Below are 17049 nucleotides of genomic sequence, written 5' to 3'. Positions count from 1 at the left end.
CGAAGGAGGCAAGGGATGAAAACAGCAAAAGAGATATTCTTTTTCGAACTCGCGGCGATGCAAGACCTCGAACGCGAAGCGATATCCATCCTCGGGCTCCTTGTCCGATCTCGGGTCCGCGACGACACACTCAAGCAAATCCTCGGCGATATGGTCAGCATGAGTGATCGACACTCCGCCAGAATCGACACATGCCTGCGCCACCTCGGCGTGACTCCCTTGCATACCCGGTCGGGACCGATCCACGGAGTGCGGGAGGACTTCCAGAATCTCCTGCGGATACCTCACGACGACGCGGTTCGCGACCTATTCGCGCTGAACTCCGCACAACGCATAACCAATCTGGCCATCGCAGGCTACGAACACCTCACCGACTGGGCCATCACCATCGGATCGGTGGCCTGCACGAGGTGCCTGATCAAAAACCTGGCAGAGAGGACAAGAATCGCGCAGCAGTTAAGAGAACGGAACCAGACCCTCAGCGAAGAACTGCTTACCAGTCACACTTGACCCTCCGGCCGGGCTCCGGCCGGAGGGGCGAATCTCGTATGCCCAACATCGGCCGGTTCCGCCGAGCGCCCTGTGGTCGGTGTAGAGCCAGGTGGGATGCGGCACTGGCTCGACAACCCACCAAGAGCCGCCCCACCACCCGGTTCCACTACACCCGCGACGTCGACAACGACCCTCTCTGTCGGCTCCGTGCACTTCGATGGACGCCCCAACGGGGACACCCCTTCCTCTGGGGATCAACATCCAGTCTCAGGGTGTCCACATCTCAGAGGGAAGCCCAGGCCGTCGACTTCCCCGACGACAAGGACATGTGCATCAGCCACGAGGCGATCCAACAGGCGCTCTACATCCAAGGACGCGGCGCGCTCAAGCGTGGGCTGGTGGCCTGCCTGTCAATCCTCTGGAATCGTGGAGGGCTCTGTTGCACCGCTGGTTCGCTGGGTGGGACGGTATCGGGGGCCGTGGCGGAGGTGGCAGGCTGACGCATGTGAGCGACCATGACGCTGATCGGCGCGCCGGGGCGGCCGTGCCCGTCGAGGGGGGTGAAGCGGCGCGGCGGCTGGCCGAGCGGCGGGCGTGGCGTATCGCGCGTAGCGCCGAGTTCGCGCTGGAGCTGGCGATTCTGCCGGGGCGACGGTGGGAGTCGTCCAAGGGGGCGACCTTGGCGTTGATGGCGCGGGTCAGTGCGGTCCCGGCGATCGAGGAGGCGGTGTTCGCGGTGTGGGACCTGGCGCGCGAGGACCCGCCGCCGGGTCGTGATCGCGTGTACGCCGCCCGTGGGGACGAAGCCCCGATCGTGGTGGGGCACGCCGAGTCGGCGACGCTGGTGGCCCGATCTGGCGGGCCGGTGCTCGTCGTGGCGGACGCGCTCGGTCGGACGGTGTGGCGGGTCGAGGCTGATCAGATGTGGGCCGAGGACTTGGCGGAGATCTTCCGCGAGTTGTGGGAGGTGGCTCACGGCCGACCCGCCGTGGACGAATCCGCGGTTCCGGCTATGCCCCCTCTGCCGTGGCAGCAGGATCGCGTCTGACGGCCTTGGCGCGCCCACTGGCCGGGCGGCGCCCGGCGATGCAGTAGAAGGCGGCGATGGCCTCCTCGGTTCGGCGGCGGCGTTTGTAGGCGGCATCGACGCTCAGGCCGAGGTCCGCTGCGGCCTCGGTGAGTTGTTGCCGGTCGAGCAGGGTGCGGGCGATCAGCTCCAGACCTTGGGGGTCGAGACGGCGGCCGGCGGCGGTGAAGTCGTCGGCCATGCCTTGCACGGCTTCGGTCCAGTTGTGCGGGCCAGTGCCGGGCGTGGCGGTGGGGTCGGGCGCGTGGAGGGCGTACTCGACGGGAAGGTGGGTGCGGCGGGCCTTGCGGGCCTTGCGCGCGTTGTACCTTGCGGCGTCCACAAGCCTGCCCGCGATGTTGGGCCTGCTGGTGTCGACGGTGGCCAGGCGGTTGAGGAACCCTTCGAGCAGGTCGGCGTGGATGTCGCCGCGCTCGTCCACGGTCGCGGCGCGCATACGTCGGTCCACGGCCCGCAGTCGTTTGAGCGCGAGCCCGCACGCCAGCAGCTGCCACACCCGCCCGGCCTCGCCGGGCTGACGCGCTTGGGCGATGACGGCGGTCCATAGGTCGTCGGTGGGCTCCTTGTCGTCGGTGCGGCGTTCGAGTTCGGCGCGCAACAGCTCCGGGGTGCAGTCGGTCGGCGGGAAGTCGGCGGTCAGCGCCAGGGCCGGGATGTGCACACGCTGGGCGAGGGTGAAGAAGACCGGGTCGAGCCAGCCCAGGATCGGCCGCTCGGCGACGAACACCGGGGCGACCGCGACAGGCTCCACAGCTCTCGATTGTCGCGGCGACAGGCTCGCCACAGAGCACCCGCCGTGCCGCTGCCAGGTGGGCGTTAGACGTGAACTGGATCACACCTTGTCCAGAGACGCGGGTTTCGGTTGCCCAAGAGGGGTGCCAGGCGAACCTGTCAGGCCGCACGCCGCACCCCCGCTGAGCTGCGTTGTCAGGTCGCATCCGGCCGTGGTCAGGTCGGGTCAGGTTCGGGTGGCGTTCGCCAGACCGGACAGGCCGGGTACTGGAGTGCAGCGACGCTCTACTCGACAACCCGCCCCGCGCCAATCCGCCGCGCCCCGCCCCGGCGAGGCCATACCGAAGGAGGAACCCGCAACCGAGCCTATCGTTCGACCGCGTCCGATCGCAGACCAGTCCCCGTGAGGATGACGGACCCGACAGCCGCGACGACCACGCCGAACCCCACCCACGGCTGTCGGCCGCTGCACACAGCGGCCCTCGCCCGTGCCACCCAGCACCGCCGCACCGCCGTACCCGGACCGTCGAGGCGCGGCCGGGAGCGTCGGTCAGCGGACATGAGTCCCGGTCCCGTCCGTCCGGTCCTCGGTCGCGTCCAGTATGGCGCGGACACGGACGAGACGGCCGAGGACTCGTCACGACCGTCCGCACCCGACCTGTCAGCACCTCGACCGGAGCGCTGACAGGACCTCGACCGGCGCATCACGCTTCTGCCGGACCCCGCAAGCACCACGGACATGCCCATCAGACAGATGTCTGGCTCTCGAAAGGCTTCACCCGATGAACATCGTTCGCTATCTCACCCACCATGCCGACAAGCTCTTCCCCACAGACCCGGATGCCTTGTGCCGCTTGGCGTTTGCTGCTCGCGGTGCCGGTGTCCGTGGCGGGGTCGGTGTTGGGCTCCGTCCGGCCGTCCGTCTTGACACCGACCCCCAAACCGACCCCATCAAACGCCTAACAGTGCAGGTCGGGCCGCCCAACAGCGGTCCGCGAAGTATCCAGACAGACCCTTCACGGGGTCTCTCCCCCCAGGGGTGTACGTGAACACATCCAGTAGACGAGCAACGCTCGTGCCACCGCTGCTGCGGCTGCAAGCCTCCATCACGAACCGAGACGATCGCCTGCTCGCCTGGCTCTACGACCACGGAGTCCTGACCACCGACCAGATCGCCAAAGCCCTGTTTCCCTCCCTCGACTTCGCCCAACGCCGACTCCTGCGCCTGAGCACTCTGGGCGCGGTGGCCCGCTTCCGGCCGAACAAGCTCGACGGAGGTTCCTACCCCTATCACTACGTCCTGGCCCAGCTCGGCTACGAGCACGTCATGGGCCAACGCGGCGAGGGCTTGCCCCGCCGGGACCAAGCCCGCCGCCGCTACCAATCGTTGATCTCCCGGCCGGATCTTCCGCACCTGCTCGGCGGGAACAGCGTGTTCATCGACCTCGCCTTCCATGAGCGCACCCACCCCGGCGCGAGGCTCGCAGTGTGGCGGCCGGCAGCGGCGTTCCACGAGCCGGGGGCCTTGTTCCGCGACGGCTCCGACCACAGGCTGATGACCAAGTTCCTTGGCCTACCGCGCCCGGACGCAGCGGGCGTGTGGGTCGAGGACGGGCGGGCGGTGCCGTTCTTCGCCGAGTACGACACCGGGAGCGAGCGCCTCGACCTGCTCACCGAGAAGGTGAGCAAGTACGGGCTGCTGTTCGCCTACGCCAAAACGTGGGGCTGGCCCGTGCTCTTCGTGCTGCCGACCGTGCTGCGTGAGCAGCACTGGCATGACCGGCTCCGCGTCGCCTACGCCGACCGGCCTCCGGCGATCGTCGCCACCACAGCCGCCGACTACCTCACCGGCACCGGCAAGACTCCCGCCGAGGATGTGTGGCACGTCTTCGGCAGCACGACCACCGGGCGGCAACGCCTCATCAAGCTGCCCTACATCGACCCCGACCACGACGCCCGCTGGAACCCGACAAACAAAACAGTTCATCGATGAGTCCAGGCCAAGCCTTCCTCCAACCCGCAACCCACCTTCTGCACACCGAGGGTCCGAGCCTTCCGCCGCGACCGTCGCGGCGGCCACGAAGCGCCCCCGAGGCGCAGAACAGGAGAACCCCGTGAACGCAACACCGAGCCCCAGCCAGACACACACATTGATGGAGCCGTATGGCCGAAGACGTCCCGGCCACTGACGCCGGAACCCCAACCCCTCAACGCCAGGCACTGCCAGATCCACAGTCCGCATCCCACCCGAGCGCCGCAGCGCCCACCGTCGCCGTCGGCGCTCGGCCCGATGCGAGCCACGCGACCACACCCGAGCCGCAGGAGCCATCGCTGGTCGGCCGGCAAGCAATGCGGGTCTTCCGGTCCGCACGCCGCCGCAGGCTGGCGATGCCTGCCGATCAGCGACCCCGGCTCAGCCGCGGGCTGATCGCCGAACTCGTCGCCCGCGGCTGGGACGTCCCCGCCGAGCTACGCCCCGTCGACACCACCTCGCCAGCAGACAGCGAGAATCCCGAACCCGGATGACGTCACGTCGTAGCGTCAGCCGCCAGGCCGGGCGTGCAGCGGCTTCCGCCAGATGACCTTCACCCGGTCGGAGTCGAACCGCTGCAACCCCGGCCTGGCGCGCTCGATGACCACCTTCTCGATGTAGTCATCGATCACCTCACGTCGCTCGTCCAGCGTCATCACGGCCCAGTCGGCCAGGATCGCCGCCGGATCACGACCCTTGCCAGCCGTAGGAAGCCTGCGAAGTTCGGACTCCAACCGATGCTGCTCAGCATCCAGAGCAGAACGCGCCTCAGCCCACTCGACACCGGTCAACTGCTTCAACGCCCACATCCGAGCGAGGTCCTTGCGCTGCTCATCCACGTCGTTCAACGCATTGTCGAGTTCGTCGCGCCGAGCACCGACGGCCCCATCGTCAATCTGCTGATCGTCCTTGCGGCGCCTGATCTCATCGAACAACTCGGCAACCACAAACTCCTCGGTCGGAATCGCCATGATGCCGACGCAAGACTTGCCGCCGGTCTTCGGATGACAGAACAGGTACGGCACGGTGTAGACGCCCCGAGACTTGTTGCGCAGCTGCTTCTCCGAGCCCACCAGCTCGGCCTTGCACACGCCGCACCGGGCCTTCCCGCCGGTGAGCAGGTACCGGCGGCCAGGAGCCCGGCCACGATGACTGTCACCGATGACGTACGTGCGCCCCTTGACCGTCGTCACCTGCCGGTCGCCGCCCAGCTTCGCGCCCACCAGACGCCACGTGGACCTGTCGAGGATGGGCGTCCAGTTGCCGTCGCCGACCTCGACGTCCCTGCGCACGTTGATTCCGGCGACCGCCCGGTTGGTGAGCATGCCCTTCACCGTGGCGCCGGTGATCTCCGATGGGCGAGTGACCGGCCGACCGGTCTCGTCGGTGACGACCTCGCCGTTCTCATCGCGGACCTTCACCCGGTGAGCGCCACAGACACCCCGCTTCCGCAGCCGTCGCGCGATGTTCTCCAACGACCAGCCATCCAGAACCAGCCCGGCCGCCTCGCGAATCACTGCCGCCTGATCCTCCACGATCACGTACGTCCGGTCGCCGTTGTCCAAACGACCGTGTACATACCCGTAGGGCCGCGAGCCGGGCGGAACGCCACGAGCCGCCTGGGCATCGAACTTGTCCGCGATGCGCTTCTTCATCTTGCGGACCTCAGACGCCGCCAGCACCGCCTTGATACCAGCCACCTCGTCCTGAACCCGCACAACGCCGTCGCGGTGCGTGTGCAGCAACTCGATACCCACCGAGTCCAGCAGCGCCGCCATCTGAAACCACGGCACCTCCCGCCGCTCGATGCGAGTCTGCTCCACCGCCCACAAGTGCCGCACCAACCCGGCCTTGATGGCCTCCTTCAACGCCTCATAACCCGGCCGATGAACATCGTCGTCGAACGCCGACAGGTCCGGATCGGAGTACACCACCACCGGCACACCCGGCCACATCCTGTCGGCATACCTCCGCCCGATCGCTTCCTGATCGAAGCAACTCTCGGCGTTGCCGTACTTGTCCTTACTGATACGCGTGTATAGCGCGACGTGGGGATACGTCACGCCGATCGGGGCCTGGGGATCGATCGCTGCCACAGGATCAGCATACCCATCGGTTCTTACCGAATCTAGGTTGCCCGAGCACAAGCGGGTGAAGAATCGCGTCCACCTCGACGTCCGCGCCGCCCCCGGGCTGGCGGGTGACGAGCGGATGGCGGCCCTGGAGGTGGAGGCCGATCGACTCGTGTCGCATGGCGCCAAGCGGCTCGGTCGGCACGAACCCGCTCCCCCGTTGGGTGCCGGTCACCTCATCATGGCCGACCCCGAGGGCAACGAGTTCTGCCTCGACTGAGCCGGATCGGCCGGGAGCCGGGTGCCGCTACTGCCGGACTGACCGATACGCGTGCGGCGTCCGCGGCCCAGTTGCGAGCTGAGACACATCACGGCAGGTCGGGGGTTTAGCGGGCGGCTGACGGGTGACCCTTGGGGGGTACAGCCTGACGAGGGGGGCCCACCATGTCCGACGACACCAGCAACCGACCGAGCCGCACCGCCGAGCGCCCGCACGACGTGACCGACCCGCTGCTCTGGCAGCTGGCGGTCGACGTGCTGAGCGCACACGAGGCGGACGACGATGGTCAGTGCCGCAACCTTCAGTGCGCCGGGCAGCCCTGGCCGTGCGCGGCCCGCACCGGTGCCGAGCACTCACTGCGACTGGCCCGCAGCGCACCCGGCTCGGTCGAGCTGACCGTCGACGGGACCGACGGCGAGGACGTCGACACGGACGGGCGCCGCGAGGCGGCGGTACCGGCCCCCCGTTGGGGCTGGAACGCCGGTCCGGCGGCGTCGCACCGCGGGTCGAAGGCCGCCTCCGCCGCGTGACGGGGCACCAACACCGGGGCTGATCCGCACCACCTAGTTGAACGCTCGGCCGGTGATCCGGCCGAGCGTTCAACTGTCGTAACCCAGCCCGGCCTTACAGGGTGCGGGCCAGCCGATCGGCGAGCGTCCGGGTGAAGCGGGCCGGGTCGGTCAGCTCACCGCCCTCGGCGAGCACCGCCAGACCGTAGAGCAGCTCGGCGGTCTCGGTCAGGGCGGCCGAGTCGCTGCCCTGCTCGTGGGCCTTGCGCAGCCCGGACACCAGCGGGTGACCCGGGTTGATCTCCAGGATCCGCTTGGTGGTGGGGAGCTCGTGCCCCATCGCCCGGTACATCTTCTCCAGGGTCGGGGTGAGGTCGTGGGCGTCGCCGACGACGCAGGCCGGTGAGGTGGTCAGCCGCGACGACAGGCGCACCTCCCGGACGCTGTCCGTGAGGGTGGTCCCGAGCCAGTCGAGCAGCGCCGCGAACTCCTGTCGCTGCTGCTCACGCTCGGCCTCGGCCTGCTTCTTCTCCTCGTCGGTGTCCAGGTCGATCTCGCCCTTGGCGATCGAGCGCAGCGGCCGACCGTCGTACGTGCCGACCCGCTCGACCCACACCTCGTCGACCTGGTCGGTGAGGAGCAGCACCTCGTGCCCCTTGGCCCGGAACGCCTCCAGGTGCGGGGAGTTCTCGATGGCGGCCCGGGACTCGCCGGTGGCGTACCAGATGTCGTTCTGGCCGTCCTTCATCCGGGACACGTAGCCGGCCAGGTCGGTGGGCTCGGCCGGGTCGTGGGTGGAGGCCACCGACAGGAGGTCCAGCAGGGTGTCCCGGTTGTCGGTGTCGTCGATCAGCCCTTCCTTGACCACCGCGCCGAACTCGGTCCAGAAGGTGCGGTAGCGCTCGGCGTGGTTGGCCTTGAGGTCCTTGACCGTGGCGAGGACCTTCTTGACCAGGCGGCGGCGGACGATCTGGATCTGCCGGTCCTGCTGGAGGATCTCCCGGGAGATGTTCAGCGACAGGTCGTGCGCGTCGACCACGCCCTTGACGAAGCGCAGGTAGGTCGGGACCAGGGCCTCGCAGTCGTCCATGATGAAGACGCGCTTGACGTAGAGCTGGACGCCTCGGCGGCCCTGCGGGGAGAACAGGTCCAGTGGGGCGTGGCTGGGCAGGAAGAGCAGCGCCTCGTACTCGAAGGTGCCCTCGCCCTTCATGTGCACGACCTCGAGCGGGTCGGCCCAGTCGTGGCTGACGTGCTTGTAGAACTCGTTGTACTCGGCGGCGTCGACCTCGTCGCGGGGCCGCGCCCACAGCGCCTTCATCGAGTTGAGGGTCTGCACCTCGCTGGTGGCGGCCTCACCGTCGGCGCCGGGGCGTTCGACGCTCATCCGGATCGGCCAGGCGATGAAGTCGGAGTAGCGCTTGACGATCTCGCGGATGGTCCACTCGGCGGTGTAGTCGTGCAGGTTGTCCTCGGTGTCGGCCGGCTTGAGGTGCAGGGTCACAGTGGTGCCCTGCGGCGCCTCGTCGACCGCCTCGATCGAGTAGGTGCCCTCGCCGGTGGACTCCCAGCGGGTGCCGCCGGTCTCGCCGGCCTTGCGGGTCAGCAGGGTGACCCGGTCGGCGACCATGAACGCGGCGTAGAAGCCGACGCCGAACTGGCCGATGAGGTCCTGCTTGGCGTGCGCGTCGGCGGACTCGCGCAGTTGGCGCAGCAGCTCGGCGGTGCCCGACTTGGCGATCGTGCCGATCAGCTGGACGACCTCGTCGCGGGTCATCCCGATGCCGTTGTCCCGAACGGTGAGGGTTCGGGCGTCGCGGTCGATCTCCAAGGCGACGTGCAGGTCGTCGGTGTCAGCGACGAGGTCCTTGTCGACGAGGGTGGCCAGCCGGAGCTTGTCCAGTGCGTCGGACGCGTTCGAGATGAGTTCCCGCAGGAAGACGTCTTTGTTCGAATAGATGGAGTGGACCACCAACTGGAGGAGCTGACGCGCCTCGGCCTGGAATTCCAACGTTTCGGCCTGGTTGCTCACACCGTCTCCCATCTCGGCTCGTACGGAGGTTCGCGGAAAGGATACGAGTCGTCACCGGTCGGGGTGTGGGCGCGTCCGGGTCGTATTCCCGATCCAGCCGACCACCCCCGTGACATGGCTGACTTTGCTTTACAGAAGTCAGGTCGGATAGCGTGACCGCCATGAAGATTGCTGGAAGCACCGCCCTCGTCACCGGCGCCAACCGGGGCCTCGGCCGACAGTTGGCCGCCGAACTCCTCACCCGGGGCGCCACGGTCTACGCCGGCGCCCGCAATCCCGACAGCGTCGACCTGCCCGGCGTGACGCCGGTGCGGCTGGACATCACCGACCCCGCCTCGGTGGCCACCGCCGCGAAACTGGCCGGCGACGTCAACCTGCTGATCAACAACGCCGGCGTCGACAACCGGGCCGACCTGCTGGACGGCGACCTGGACCTCATCCGGCTGGAGTTGGAGACCCACTACCTCGGCACCCTGTCGATGATCCGGTCATTCGCGCCGGTCATCGCCGGCAACGGTGGCGGAACCATCCTCAACGTGCTCTCGGTGCTGTCCTGGGTGAACTTCCCCCTGCACGGGTCGTATGGCGCTGCCAAGTCCGCCGAGTGGGCGATGACCAACGCGCTGCGCCTCCAGCTCGCCGACCGGGGCGTCCGGGTGGCCGGCCTGCACGTCGGCTACCTGGACACCGACATGGCCGCGACGGTCACCGGCCCCAAGTCCGACCCGGCGGTGATCGCCCGGCTCGCCGTCGACGGCGTCGAGGCCGACGCCTACGAGATCGTGGCCGACGACGTCAGCCGGCGGGTGCAGGCCGGGTTCCCCGGCGGCGTCGCCGCGCTCTACCCACAGCTCCCCTGATCCACGACGCGACGGGCCGCCGCCGGGAAACCCCGGCGGCGGCCCACCTCTTTCGGGTACGCGGTCAGCTCGCCTGCAACGTCACGTCGTCGATCACGAAGCTGGTCTGCAACGACGAGTCCTCGGTGCCGGTGAACCGCAGCGTCACCGTCTGCCCGGCGAACCCGGCCACGTTGAAGCTGCGCTGCACGTAGCCGGTCGCGGCGTTCAGATTCGAGTACGTCGCCAGCGTGGTCGAACCGACCTGCACGGTGAGCCGGTCGTACGCCGTGGAGCTGGTGGTCTCGGCGGTGTCGATGTGCAGCCAGAACGCCAGCGTGTAGGTGGCGCAACCGGCCGGCACCGTCACCGACTGATACAGGCTCTCGGTGCGGGTGCTGCCGTTGCCGCCCAGCCACGCCTTGTACGACCCGGTCCGGGCGGGCTGGCCGCTGGAGTTGGTGATCACGCCGGAGGTCGCGGTCCACGGCGTGCTGCCGCTCTCGAAGCCACCGTTTCCGACCACCTGACCGCCGGTGCAGGTCGGGGTGCCGCCGCTCACGGCGAGCTGCCACAGCGCGTACGCGACACCGTCGGCCGCCCGGTTCAGCACGGTGGCGCTGACGTTGGCGGTGGTGTCACAGGACCGGTGGTAGCACGGGTCGTACGCGGAGTTGGCGGTGCCGCCCCACTTGGCCGCCTGGGCGCTGGTCTTGCGGGCGCTGGCGCCGGCGGCGTAGCCGGAGGTGGGGATGCCGGCCTGCTGGAAGTAGTAGTCGTCGGAGCGGCCCTGACCCTCGACGTTCTCCTCCGGTTGCAGGCCCAGGGAGTCCCAGTACGCCTTGAGCGGGGCCGCCGTGGTCGAGGTGACCCGGTTGATGAAGTAGCCGCCGTTGACCGAGCCGACCATGTCGAAGTTGTAGTAACCCTTGATGTAGCCGCGCTGGGTGGCGCTGAGCGAGTTCACGTAGAAGCGGGAGCCGTTGAGCCCCTGCTCCTCGTCGGTCCACCAGGCGAACCGCACCCGCTTCGTCATGGTCGGGTTCTGCGCGGCCAGGACCAGCGCGTTCTCCAGCAGGGTCGACGAGCCGGTGGCGTTGTCGTTGATGCCCGGACCGGCTGAGACGCCGTCCAGGTGCGCGCCGAACATGACCACCTGGTCGGCTGGACCGCCGGGCCACTCCGCGATCAGGTTGTTCGAGGGGTACCGGCAGTTGGAGCAGTACTGCTCGCTGACGGTGTAGCCGGCCGACTGGAGCCTGGTCTTGACGTAGTTGAGCGAGGCCGTGTAGCCGGCCGAGCCGGCCCGTCGGTTGCCACCGTTGCTGTTCGCGATGGCGTTGAACTGGGTCAGGTGCGCCTGGACGTTGGTGACGGAGATGTCCGGCGCCGCCAACGCCGCGACGGGCGCGGCGATCGGCCGGGCCACCGTCGTGGCGGTCGGGGGTGACGCGGTCACCGGTTGGGCGGCCAGCGTCACCGTCGTTGCGGCGAACACGGCGAGCGCGATTCTCGCGCTCAGCGTTCTGCCTCTCATGGGGGCTCCTCGGGGTCGGAGGGATACCCGAGACAATTACAGATGTCGATGTATGAGGCATCGGTCGTTCGTCCCGAACCACCGCCGGTTCGACGGTGGGTACCGGCGTCGGCACAACTGAGTAGAAGTGTCAGGATGGGTAGGTAACGCGGCAGGGGTCGTCAGGCCCGGAACGGGGGCTTGCGATGGGGCCGGATCGAGCGTGACACGACCCAGCAGCGACCTGTTCCTCGGCGGCGGCGAAACCGGACGGTTGATGGCAGAGCTGGACTGGGCCCGCACCCCGCTCGGCCCGGTCAACGGATGGCCGCACAGCCTGCGCGCCGCCGTCCGGATGGTGCTCTCCTCGCGGTACCCGATGCTGCTGCTCTGGGGTGAGAGTTACTCCCAGCTCTACAACGACGCGTACTCGGCGCTGATCGGCGACAAGCACCCCGCCGCGCTCGGCGACGACGTGCGGATGACCCTGGCCGAGGGCTGGGACGTGCTCGCACCGCTGGTCGAGAAGGCGATGGCGACCGCGGTGGCCAGCTGGGTCCCCGCGCTGCAACTGCTGCTGGAGCGCGCCGGCTACCGCGAGGAGGCGTACTTCAGCGTCTCGCACGCCCCGGCCCGCGACGACGACGGCCACACCGTCGGCGTGCTGACCGTGTGCAGCGAGGTCACCCAGCAGGTGATCGGCGAACGCCGGCTCCGCCTCCTGCGCGACCTGTCCGTGCTCGGCGACGGGCGCACCGTCGACGTGGACGCCACCGGCGCACTACTGATCGACGTGATCGACGACCATCCCCTGGACGTGCCGTTCGCCGCCATCTACCTGCGCGACGGCGCGGTACTGCGACGGGTCGCCTGCACCGGCGGCGAGCAGGGGCACGCCCGGGCCCTGCCGGACGCCGTCGAGCTGACCGACCCGGGCCCGCCCGCGTACGCCTGGGGGCTGACGGACGCCGCCGAGGGCCGGGCGACCCAGGTGACCGACGTCGCCGACCGGCTGCCGCTGCCCGCCGGCCCATGGAACGACCCGGTCCGCACCGCGCTGGCGCTGCCGCTGCCCTCCGGCGACGAGGATCAGCCGCTCGGCGTCCTGCTCGCGGGGGTGAGCCCCAGCCGTGGGCTCGACGAGGCGTACCGCTCCTTTCACCAGCTCCTCGCCCAGCAGATCTCCGTGGCGTTGCGCAACGCCCAGGAGTACGAGGAGGAGCGGCGCCGGGTCGAGGCGATGGCGGAACTGGACCGGGTCAAAACCGACTTCTTCGCCAACGTCAGCCACGAGTTCCGTACCCCGTTGACCCTCATCCTCGGCCCGCTGACCGACGCCCTCACCGACGCCACCGCGCCGTTGCCGGCGGTGCAGCGGGAGCGGGTGGAGACTGGCTGGCGTAACGCCACACGACTGTTGACGCTGGTCAACAGCCTGCTCACCTTCTCCAGCCTGGAGGCCGGGCGCGCGCGCAGCGACGCCCGGTTGGTCGACCTGGCGGCGCTGACCGCCGAACTCGCCGGGGTGTTCCGGGCGGCCGTCGAGCGGGCCGGACTGACTCTCGAGGTGAACTGCCCACCGCTGCCCCGACCGGTCGCGGTCGACCCGGTCAACTGGGAACGCATCGTCACGAACCTGCTCTCCAACGCCCTGAAGTACACGTTCATCGGCCATATCCGGGTCACCCTGGACGCCGACGACGAGGAGGTGCGCCTCACCGTCGCGGACACCGGCATCGGTATCGCGGAACGGGACCTGCCGAAACTCTTCGAACGCTTCCACCGGGTGCGGGGTGCCCGCTCGCGCAGTCACGAGGGCACGGGCATCGGCCTGGCCCTGGTGTACGAGTTGGCCCGGCTGGAGGGCGGCGACGTCCGAGTGACCAGCCAGGTGGGCGTCGGCAGCCGGTTCACCGTGACGCTGCCCTGGTCGGCGACGCACCGCACCGCGGTCAGCGGGCCGGCAGTGGACGGGCGGGGTGACGCGGCGCGGGCCGCTGTCGAGGAGGCGGTGGGCTGGCTCACCGAACCGGACGACGTGGCGCCCGCGCCCGATCCCGCGTTCCGACCGGCCACGGACGAGCTGGCCGGGGCCCGGATCCTGCTCGCCGACGACAACGCCGACATGCGGGCGTACCTCAGCCGGCTGCTCACCGGGCAGGGCTGGCGGGTGCGTGCCGTCACCGACGGCCAGCAGGCCCTCGACGAGATCCACCGCGACCTGCCGGACCTGGTTCTGACCGACGTGATGATGCCGGTACTGGACGGCTTCGACCTGGTGCGCCGGCTCCGGGCCGACCCGACCACCCGGGCGCTGCCGGTCCTGGTGCTCTCCGCCCGGGCCGGCGGGGAGGCCAGCGTGGAGGGTCTGAGCCTGGGCGCCGACGACTATCTGGTGAAACCGTTCGCCGCGGCCGAGTTGATCGCCCGGATCCGGGCCAGTATCCGACGAGCCCGCGACCGGACCCCTCCGGCGGCCCTCGGCGGCGACCCGGCGACGGTCGTCGCCCCGGCACGACCTGCCCCGGTCGGCCCCGTCAAGCCGGCCCCGACGCTCGATCCCGTCCGCGACGCGTCCGGGGTCGCGGAGCCGCCGGCCGACCCGGACGTGCTGGGTGACCTCCTGGACGTCGGGTGGACCTACCCGTCCGAACCCACCTCGGCCGCCGCGATGCGTCGGGACGTCCGCGGCGCCCTGGGCGACCTGAACGTCGACCCGGACGTCCTGGAAGATCTCCTGCTCGCCGCCTCGGAGGCCGTGAACAACGCCGTCGAGCACGCGCAGCGCCCCAGCCGTCCGGAGGTGCGGATGCGCGTCCAGGTGGGTGGCGGCCTGATCCGGATCTCGGTACGGGACTTCGGCACCTGGCGGGACCGCCGGCCGGCGATGGACCGGGGACGCGGCGCGCTGCTGATGAACGCCTACGGCGACGTGCGACTGGTCTCCACCGCCGAGGGAACGACGGTGACCATCGAGCGTCGGCTGGCCTGAGCGCCGGGGACGCGTCAGAGTCGGCAGCGCGTCAGAGTCGGCGGCCGCCGCCGTCGCGGGCGACGATGCCGTCCAGCCGCTCCCCCGGAGTGAGGTGCACCGGGTCGAACCAGAAGATCACCACCTGCTTGTCGAAACTCCACCGCGCCACTCGGGCATCGACCTGCCGACCGTCCACGGTGCCGATGATCCGCTTGGCGGGGCCGACGAAGTAGCCGAAGGTGGGCACCGGCGCGGGGGCCGAGCCCTCGTCGTAGCCGATCTGGTGGAACCCGGCGCTGCGGTCACTGCCTTCGACGTCGTTGACCAGGATGTCCGTGGTCAACGGGCCGCCCGGCGCTTGGCGACCGGCGGCCAGACCGATGGACACCTTGGGTTCGCCCGGCACGGAGACCGGGACGAAGTAGTAGACCCGACGCTCGGTGCCGTGCCGCACCCCGCTGTCCACCAACTGGCCCAGGGGCTTCGGTAGCGGCTCGTCGTTACGCACCGTCGGCGGTGGCGTGGATTTCAGCGACTTCTCCGCCATCGGCGAGACACCGACCGAGGGCGGAGCGACAGCGACCGGCGGTGGGCGTTCGGTCGGCGCCGGAGCGCCCGGCCCGGATGCGCCGACCGCCACCACGACGACCACGGCGGCCAGGCCGGTCGCGAGGGTCGCCGCCCCGGCTCCGGCGACGCGCCGTCGGGTACGCAACCGACGTCCCTCGCGCATCACGCTGGCCAGATCGAGCACGGCGTCGGGACGCTCGGTCGCCCGCATGGCGTGGCGGAGTCGTTCCAGCTCGCTCATCGGCGCGCCTCCTCATCGGCCATCCGGGGCGTGGCGCTGCGCAACTTCTCCAGAGCTCGCGAGCTGGTGCTCTTGACCGTGCCAACGGATACCGAGAGTTCCCGGGCCACCTGCGCCTCCGGCAGGTCGAAGTAGTAGCGCAGGATGACGATGGCGCGCTCCCGGGGGCTGAGCGCACCGAGGATGGCGATCAACCAGCGCCGGGTTGCCACGTCGTCGGCCACGTCTTCACGTCGCTGTTCCGGCACCTCGTCGGTCGGGTACTCCCGCATCGGTCGTCGCCACCCGTCCACCAGATGGTTGACCAGCGTGCGGCGCGCGTACCCGTAGGCGTCGTCGTCGTGGATCCGCGACCACGACGCGTAGGTCCGGACCAGGGCGGTCTGCGCGGCGTCCTCGGCCTGGTGGTGGTCGCCGGTCATCAGGAACGCGGCATGTGTCAGTCGCGCGGACGCCGCCCGCGCGAACTCGACGAAATCCGCGTCACCCCGCGCCACCGCGAATCCTCCCCCGTGCCACAGAGCTAGAGACGGGCGGGGCCGGCGAAAGGTTGAGCCCTGGGTCACATCAACTTTTCGCCACGGTCACCCGTCTTCTCCTCCGCGCCGCCGCCGAGCGACGCCCGAGGGGAGAGACATGTCGACGAAGGTTACCCGCCGCTGGGGTACCGCCTCGATGGCGTCGCTGCTGGTGATGGCGTTGCTCACCGGATGCGGTCTGCCGGCCGCCGGGCAACCCGTCACCGAGCCGGTCGCCGCCGGACCGCTGGCTGGCGGGCCAGCGACAACCTCTGCTCGGCCGACCGCAACCACCGACGTCCGACCCAGTTCCGCGCCGGTCATCCCGGTCAGCTACCCGGCCACCGGCGGTAACCGCTGGTCGGTGGCGTCCGGCGAGAAATCGCCCGGACGCGCGACAATCGGCCGGTTGCTGCGCTACCGGGTCGCCGTGGAGCGTGACATCCGAGGTCTGCCAGTGGCTGACATCGCGACGGCGATCACCACGACGTTGAACGACCCGCGCGGGTGGACGGCGGGCGGGGCGTGGCGGCTGCGCCGGGTCGGTGCCGACGAACCGACCGACTTCACCATCTACCTGGCGACCCCCGGCACCCGCGACACTCTCTGCCAGGACGTGCCGGACGCCTACACCTCGTGCCGCAACGGTGCCCGTGTGGTGCTCAACGTGGCGCGTTGGGTCAAGGGGGTGCCGCGTTACGGCGCGAGCCTGGACACCTACCGGCAGTACATGGTCAACCACGAGGTGGGCCACAAACTGGGGTACGGCCACGAACGGTGCCCGGGACGGGGCCGGCCGGCGCCGGTGATGCAGCAGCAGACGCTGGGGCTGCACGGGTGCGTCGCGAACGCCTGGCCGTACCCGAAGGGCAAGGTCCGCTACAGCGGGCCGGTCGGGGCGTACGACGACGAGATCCCTCGGCGTGAGGGTGCCTACTCGGCACGCTGAGACCGGTGGCGGCGGTGCGCCTTCAGGTTCGTCGGCGGCGTTCCTGTTCGAGTCGCTCGTCCAGCCGGCCCATCTCGTAGATGACGTTGAGGCTGGTCGGCAACTGGCTGACGTTGTCCGGCACCGGGTCGGGGTCCGGGGCCGGTCCCGAATCCGGCGCGGGACCGGGGCTCGGCACGGGACCGTCGGCCGGCGCGGGGCCCGGG

15 protein-coding genes and 2 pseudogenes are annotated in these 17049 nt (G+C 69.7%); 10 read left to right on the top strand and 7 right to left on the bottom strand.

The window, feature by feature from the left end; translation table 11 throughout:
- Positions 1-15 precede the first annotated feature (15 nt).
- From DLJ59_RS25035 to DLJ59_RS25025, 3 genes and pseudogenes are all read left to right on the top strand, one after another.
- Positions 16-510, top strand: a complete 495-nt coding sequence (locus DLJ59_RS25035; RefSeq protein WP_124775081.1) for a YciE/YciF ferroxidase family protein — start codon at positions 16-18, stop codon at positions 508-510.
- Positions 511-794: 284 nt separating this feature from the next.
- Positions 795-902 (top strand): annotated as a pseudogene (locus DLJ59_RS25030) (IS30 family transposase); the annotation flags it as partial.
- A 95-nt stretch (positions 903-997) separates the two neighbouring features.
- On the top strand, positions 998-1540 hold the full coding sequence (locus DLJ59_RS25025) for a hypothetical protein (RefSeq protein ID WP_244219149.1): 543 nt from the start codon (positions 998-1000) through the stop codon (positions 1538-1540).
- Here the strand turns inward: DLJ59_RS25025 and DLJ59_RS37625 are convergent.
- Positions 1503-2330 (bottom strand): hypothetical protein, encoded by an 828-nt coding sequence (locus tag DLJ59_RS37625; protein WP_244219150.1) that lies wholly within the window; start codon positions 2328-2330, stop codon positions 1503-1505. The genes DLJ59_RS25025 and DLJ59_RS37625 overlap by 38 nt on opposite strands.
- A 1026-nt stretch (positions 2331-3356) precedes the next feature.
- Between DLJ59_RS37625 and DLJ59_RS25015 the strand changes: the two genes are divergently transcribed.
- Both DLJ59_RS25015 and DLJ59_RS37620 read left to right on the top strand, forming a co-directional pair.
- A complete protein-coding gene (locus DLJ59_RS25015) occupies positions 3357-4304 on the top strand; it encodes a replication-relaxation family protein (protein WP_244236216.1) in 948 nt (315 codons plus the stop codon).
- A 395-nt stretch (positions 4305-4699) separates the two neighbouring features.
- Positions 4700-4837 carry a hypothetical protein gene (locus DLJ59_RS37620; RefSeq protein ID WP_244219151.1) on the top strand — a complete coding sequence of 46 codons (138 nt, stop codon included), beginning with the start codon at positions 4700-4702 and terminating at the stop codon, positions 4835-4837.
- Positions 4838-4852: 15 nt separating this feature from the next.
- Here DLJ59_RS37620 and DLJ59_RS25005 read toward each other — a convergent pair whose 3' ends face one another.
- Complete coding sequence (locus tag DLJ59_RS25005; protein WP_244236215.1) at positions 4853-6490, bottom strand: recombinase family protein; 1638 nt, start codon at positions 6488-6490, stop codon at positions 4853-4855.
- Between DLJ59_RS25005 and DLJ59_RS38345 the strand changes: the two genes are divergently transcribed.
- Positions 6372-6695, top strand: a complete 324-nt coding sequence (locus tag DLJ59_RS38345; protein ID WP_425271458.1) for a VOC family protein — start codon at positions 6372-6374, stop codon at positions 6693-6695. The genes DLJ59_RS25005 and DLJ59_RS38345 overlap by 119 nt on opposite strands.
- 164 nt (positions 6696-6859) lie before the next feature.
- On the top strand, positions 6860-7225 hold the full coding sequence (locus DLJ59_RS24995) for a hypothetical protein (RefSeq protein ID WP_124775077.1): 366 nt from the start codon (positions 6860-6862) through the stop codon (positions 7223-7225).
- A gap of 94 nt (positions 7226-7319) precedes the next feature.
- On the opposite strand, the gene htpG is transcribed toward DLJ59_RS24995, so the two are convergent.
- Entirely contained in the window at positions 7320-9248 is a 1929-nt protein-coding gene (gene htpG, locus DLJ59_RS24990) for a molecular chaperone HtpG (protein ID WP_124775075.1), read from the bottom strand.
- A gap of 149 nt (positions 9249-9397) precedes the next feature.
- Between htpG and DLJ59_RS24985 the strand changes: the two genes are divergently transcribed.
- Positions 9398-10096 (top strand): SDR family oxidoreductase, encoded by a 699-nt coding sequence (locus tag DLJ59_RS24985; protein WP_124775073.1) that lies wholly within the window; start codon positions 9398-9400, stop codon positions 10094-10096.
- A 64-nt stretch (positions 10097-10160) separates the two neighbouring features.
- On the opposite strand, the gene DLJ59_RS24980 is transcribed toward DLJ59_RS24985, so the two are convergent.
- Positions 10161-11612, bottom strand: coding sequence for a M28 family peptidase (locus tag DLJ59_RS24980; protein WP_124775071.1), 1452 nt, complete (start codon positions 11610-11612; stop codon positions 10161-10163).
- Positions 11613-11814: 202 nt separating this feature from the next.
- Between DLJ59_RS24980 and DLJ59_RS24975 the strand changes: the two genes are divergently transcribed.
- Positions 11815-14583: an ATP-binding protein gene (locus DLJ59_RS24975; RefSeq protein ID WP_124775069.1), complete on the top strand. Its 2769-nt coding sequence runs from the start codon at positions 11815-11817 to the stop codon at positions 14581-14583.
- 31 nt (positions 14584-14614) lie between these two features.
- Here the strand turns inward: DLJ59_RS24975 and DLJ59_RS24970 are convergent, their stop codons facing one another.
- Both DLJ59_RS24970 and DLJ59_RS24965 read right to left on the bottom strand, forming a co-directional pair.
- A complete protein-coding gene (locus tag DLJ59_RS24970) occupies positions 14615-15376 on the bottom strand; it encodes a hypothetical protein (RefSeq protein ID WP_124775067.1) in 762 nt (253 codons plus the stop codon).
- Positions 15373-15873, bottom strand: a complete 501-nt coding sequence (locus DLJ59_RS24965) for a SigE family RNA polymerase sigma factor (RefSeq protein WP_124775065.1) — start codon at positions 15871-15873, stop codon at positions 15373-15375. Before DLJ59_RS24965 ends, DLJ59_RS24970 begins: the two co-directional genes overlap by 4 nt.
- Positions 15874-16012: 139 nt before the next feature.
- Here DLJ59_RS24965 and DLJ59_RS24960 point away from each other — a divergent pair, with 139 nt between their 5' ends.
- Entirely contained in the window at positions 16013-16843 is an 831-nt protein-coding gene (locus tag DLJ59_RS24960; RefSeq protein ID WP_124775063.1) for a DUF3152 domain-containing protein, read from the top strand.
- Positions 16844-16865: 22 nt separating this feature from the next.
- Here the strand turns inward: DLJ59_RS24960 and DLJ59_RS37020 are convergent.
- Positions 16866-17049: pseudogene (locus DLJ59_RS37020) on the bottom strand (hypothetical protein); the annotation flags it as partial.

This window comes from Micromonospora inaquosa (genome assembly GCF_003857055.1).
Classification (GTDB): domain Bacteria; phylum Actinomycetota; class Actinomycetes; order Mycobacteriales; family Micromonosporaceae; genus Micromonospora; species Micromonospora inaquosa.
This window is presented reverse-complemented; position numbering and strand designations above follow the sequence as displayed.

Bases quoted from the DNA above. Each gene is read 5' to 3' on its own strand.
- DLJ59_RS25035 (WP_124775081.1), top strand. From the start codon at position 16: ATGAAAACAGCAAAAGAGATATTCTTTTTCGAACTCGCGGCGATGCAA.
- DLJ59_RS37620 (WP_244219151.1), top strand. From the start codon at position 4,700: ATGCCTGCCGATCAGCGACCCCGGCTCAGCCGCGGGCTGATCGCCGAA.
- DLJ59_RS24995 (WP_124775077.1), top strand. From the start codon at position 6,860: ATGTCCGACGACACCAGCAACCGACCGAGCCGCACCGCCGAGCGCCCG.
- htpG (WP_124775075.1), bottom strand. From the start codon at position 9,248: ATGGGAGACGGTGTGAGCAACCAGGCCGAAACGTTGGAATTCCAGGCC.
- DLJ59_RS24985 (WP_124775073.1), top strand. From the start codon at position 9,398: ATGAAGATTGCTGGAAGCACCGCCCTCGTCACCGGCGCCAACCGGGGC.
- DLJ59_RS24980 (WP_124775071.1), bottom strand. From the start codon at position 11,612: ATGAGAGGCAGAACGCTGAGCGCGAGAATCGCGCTCGCCGTGTTCGCC.
- DLJ59_RS24970 (WP_124775067.1), bottom strand. From the start codon at position 15,376: ATGAGCGAGCTGGAACGACTCCGCCACGCCATGCGGGCGACCGAGCGT.
- DLJ59_RS24960 (WP_124775063.1), top strand. From the start codon at position 16,013: ATGTCGACGAAGGTTACCCGCCGCTGGGGTACCGCCTCGATGGCGTCG.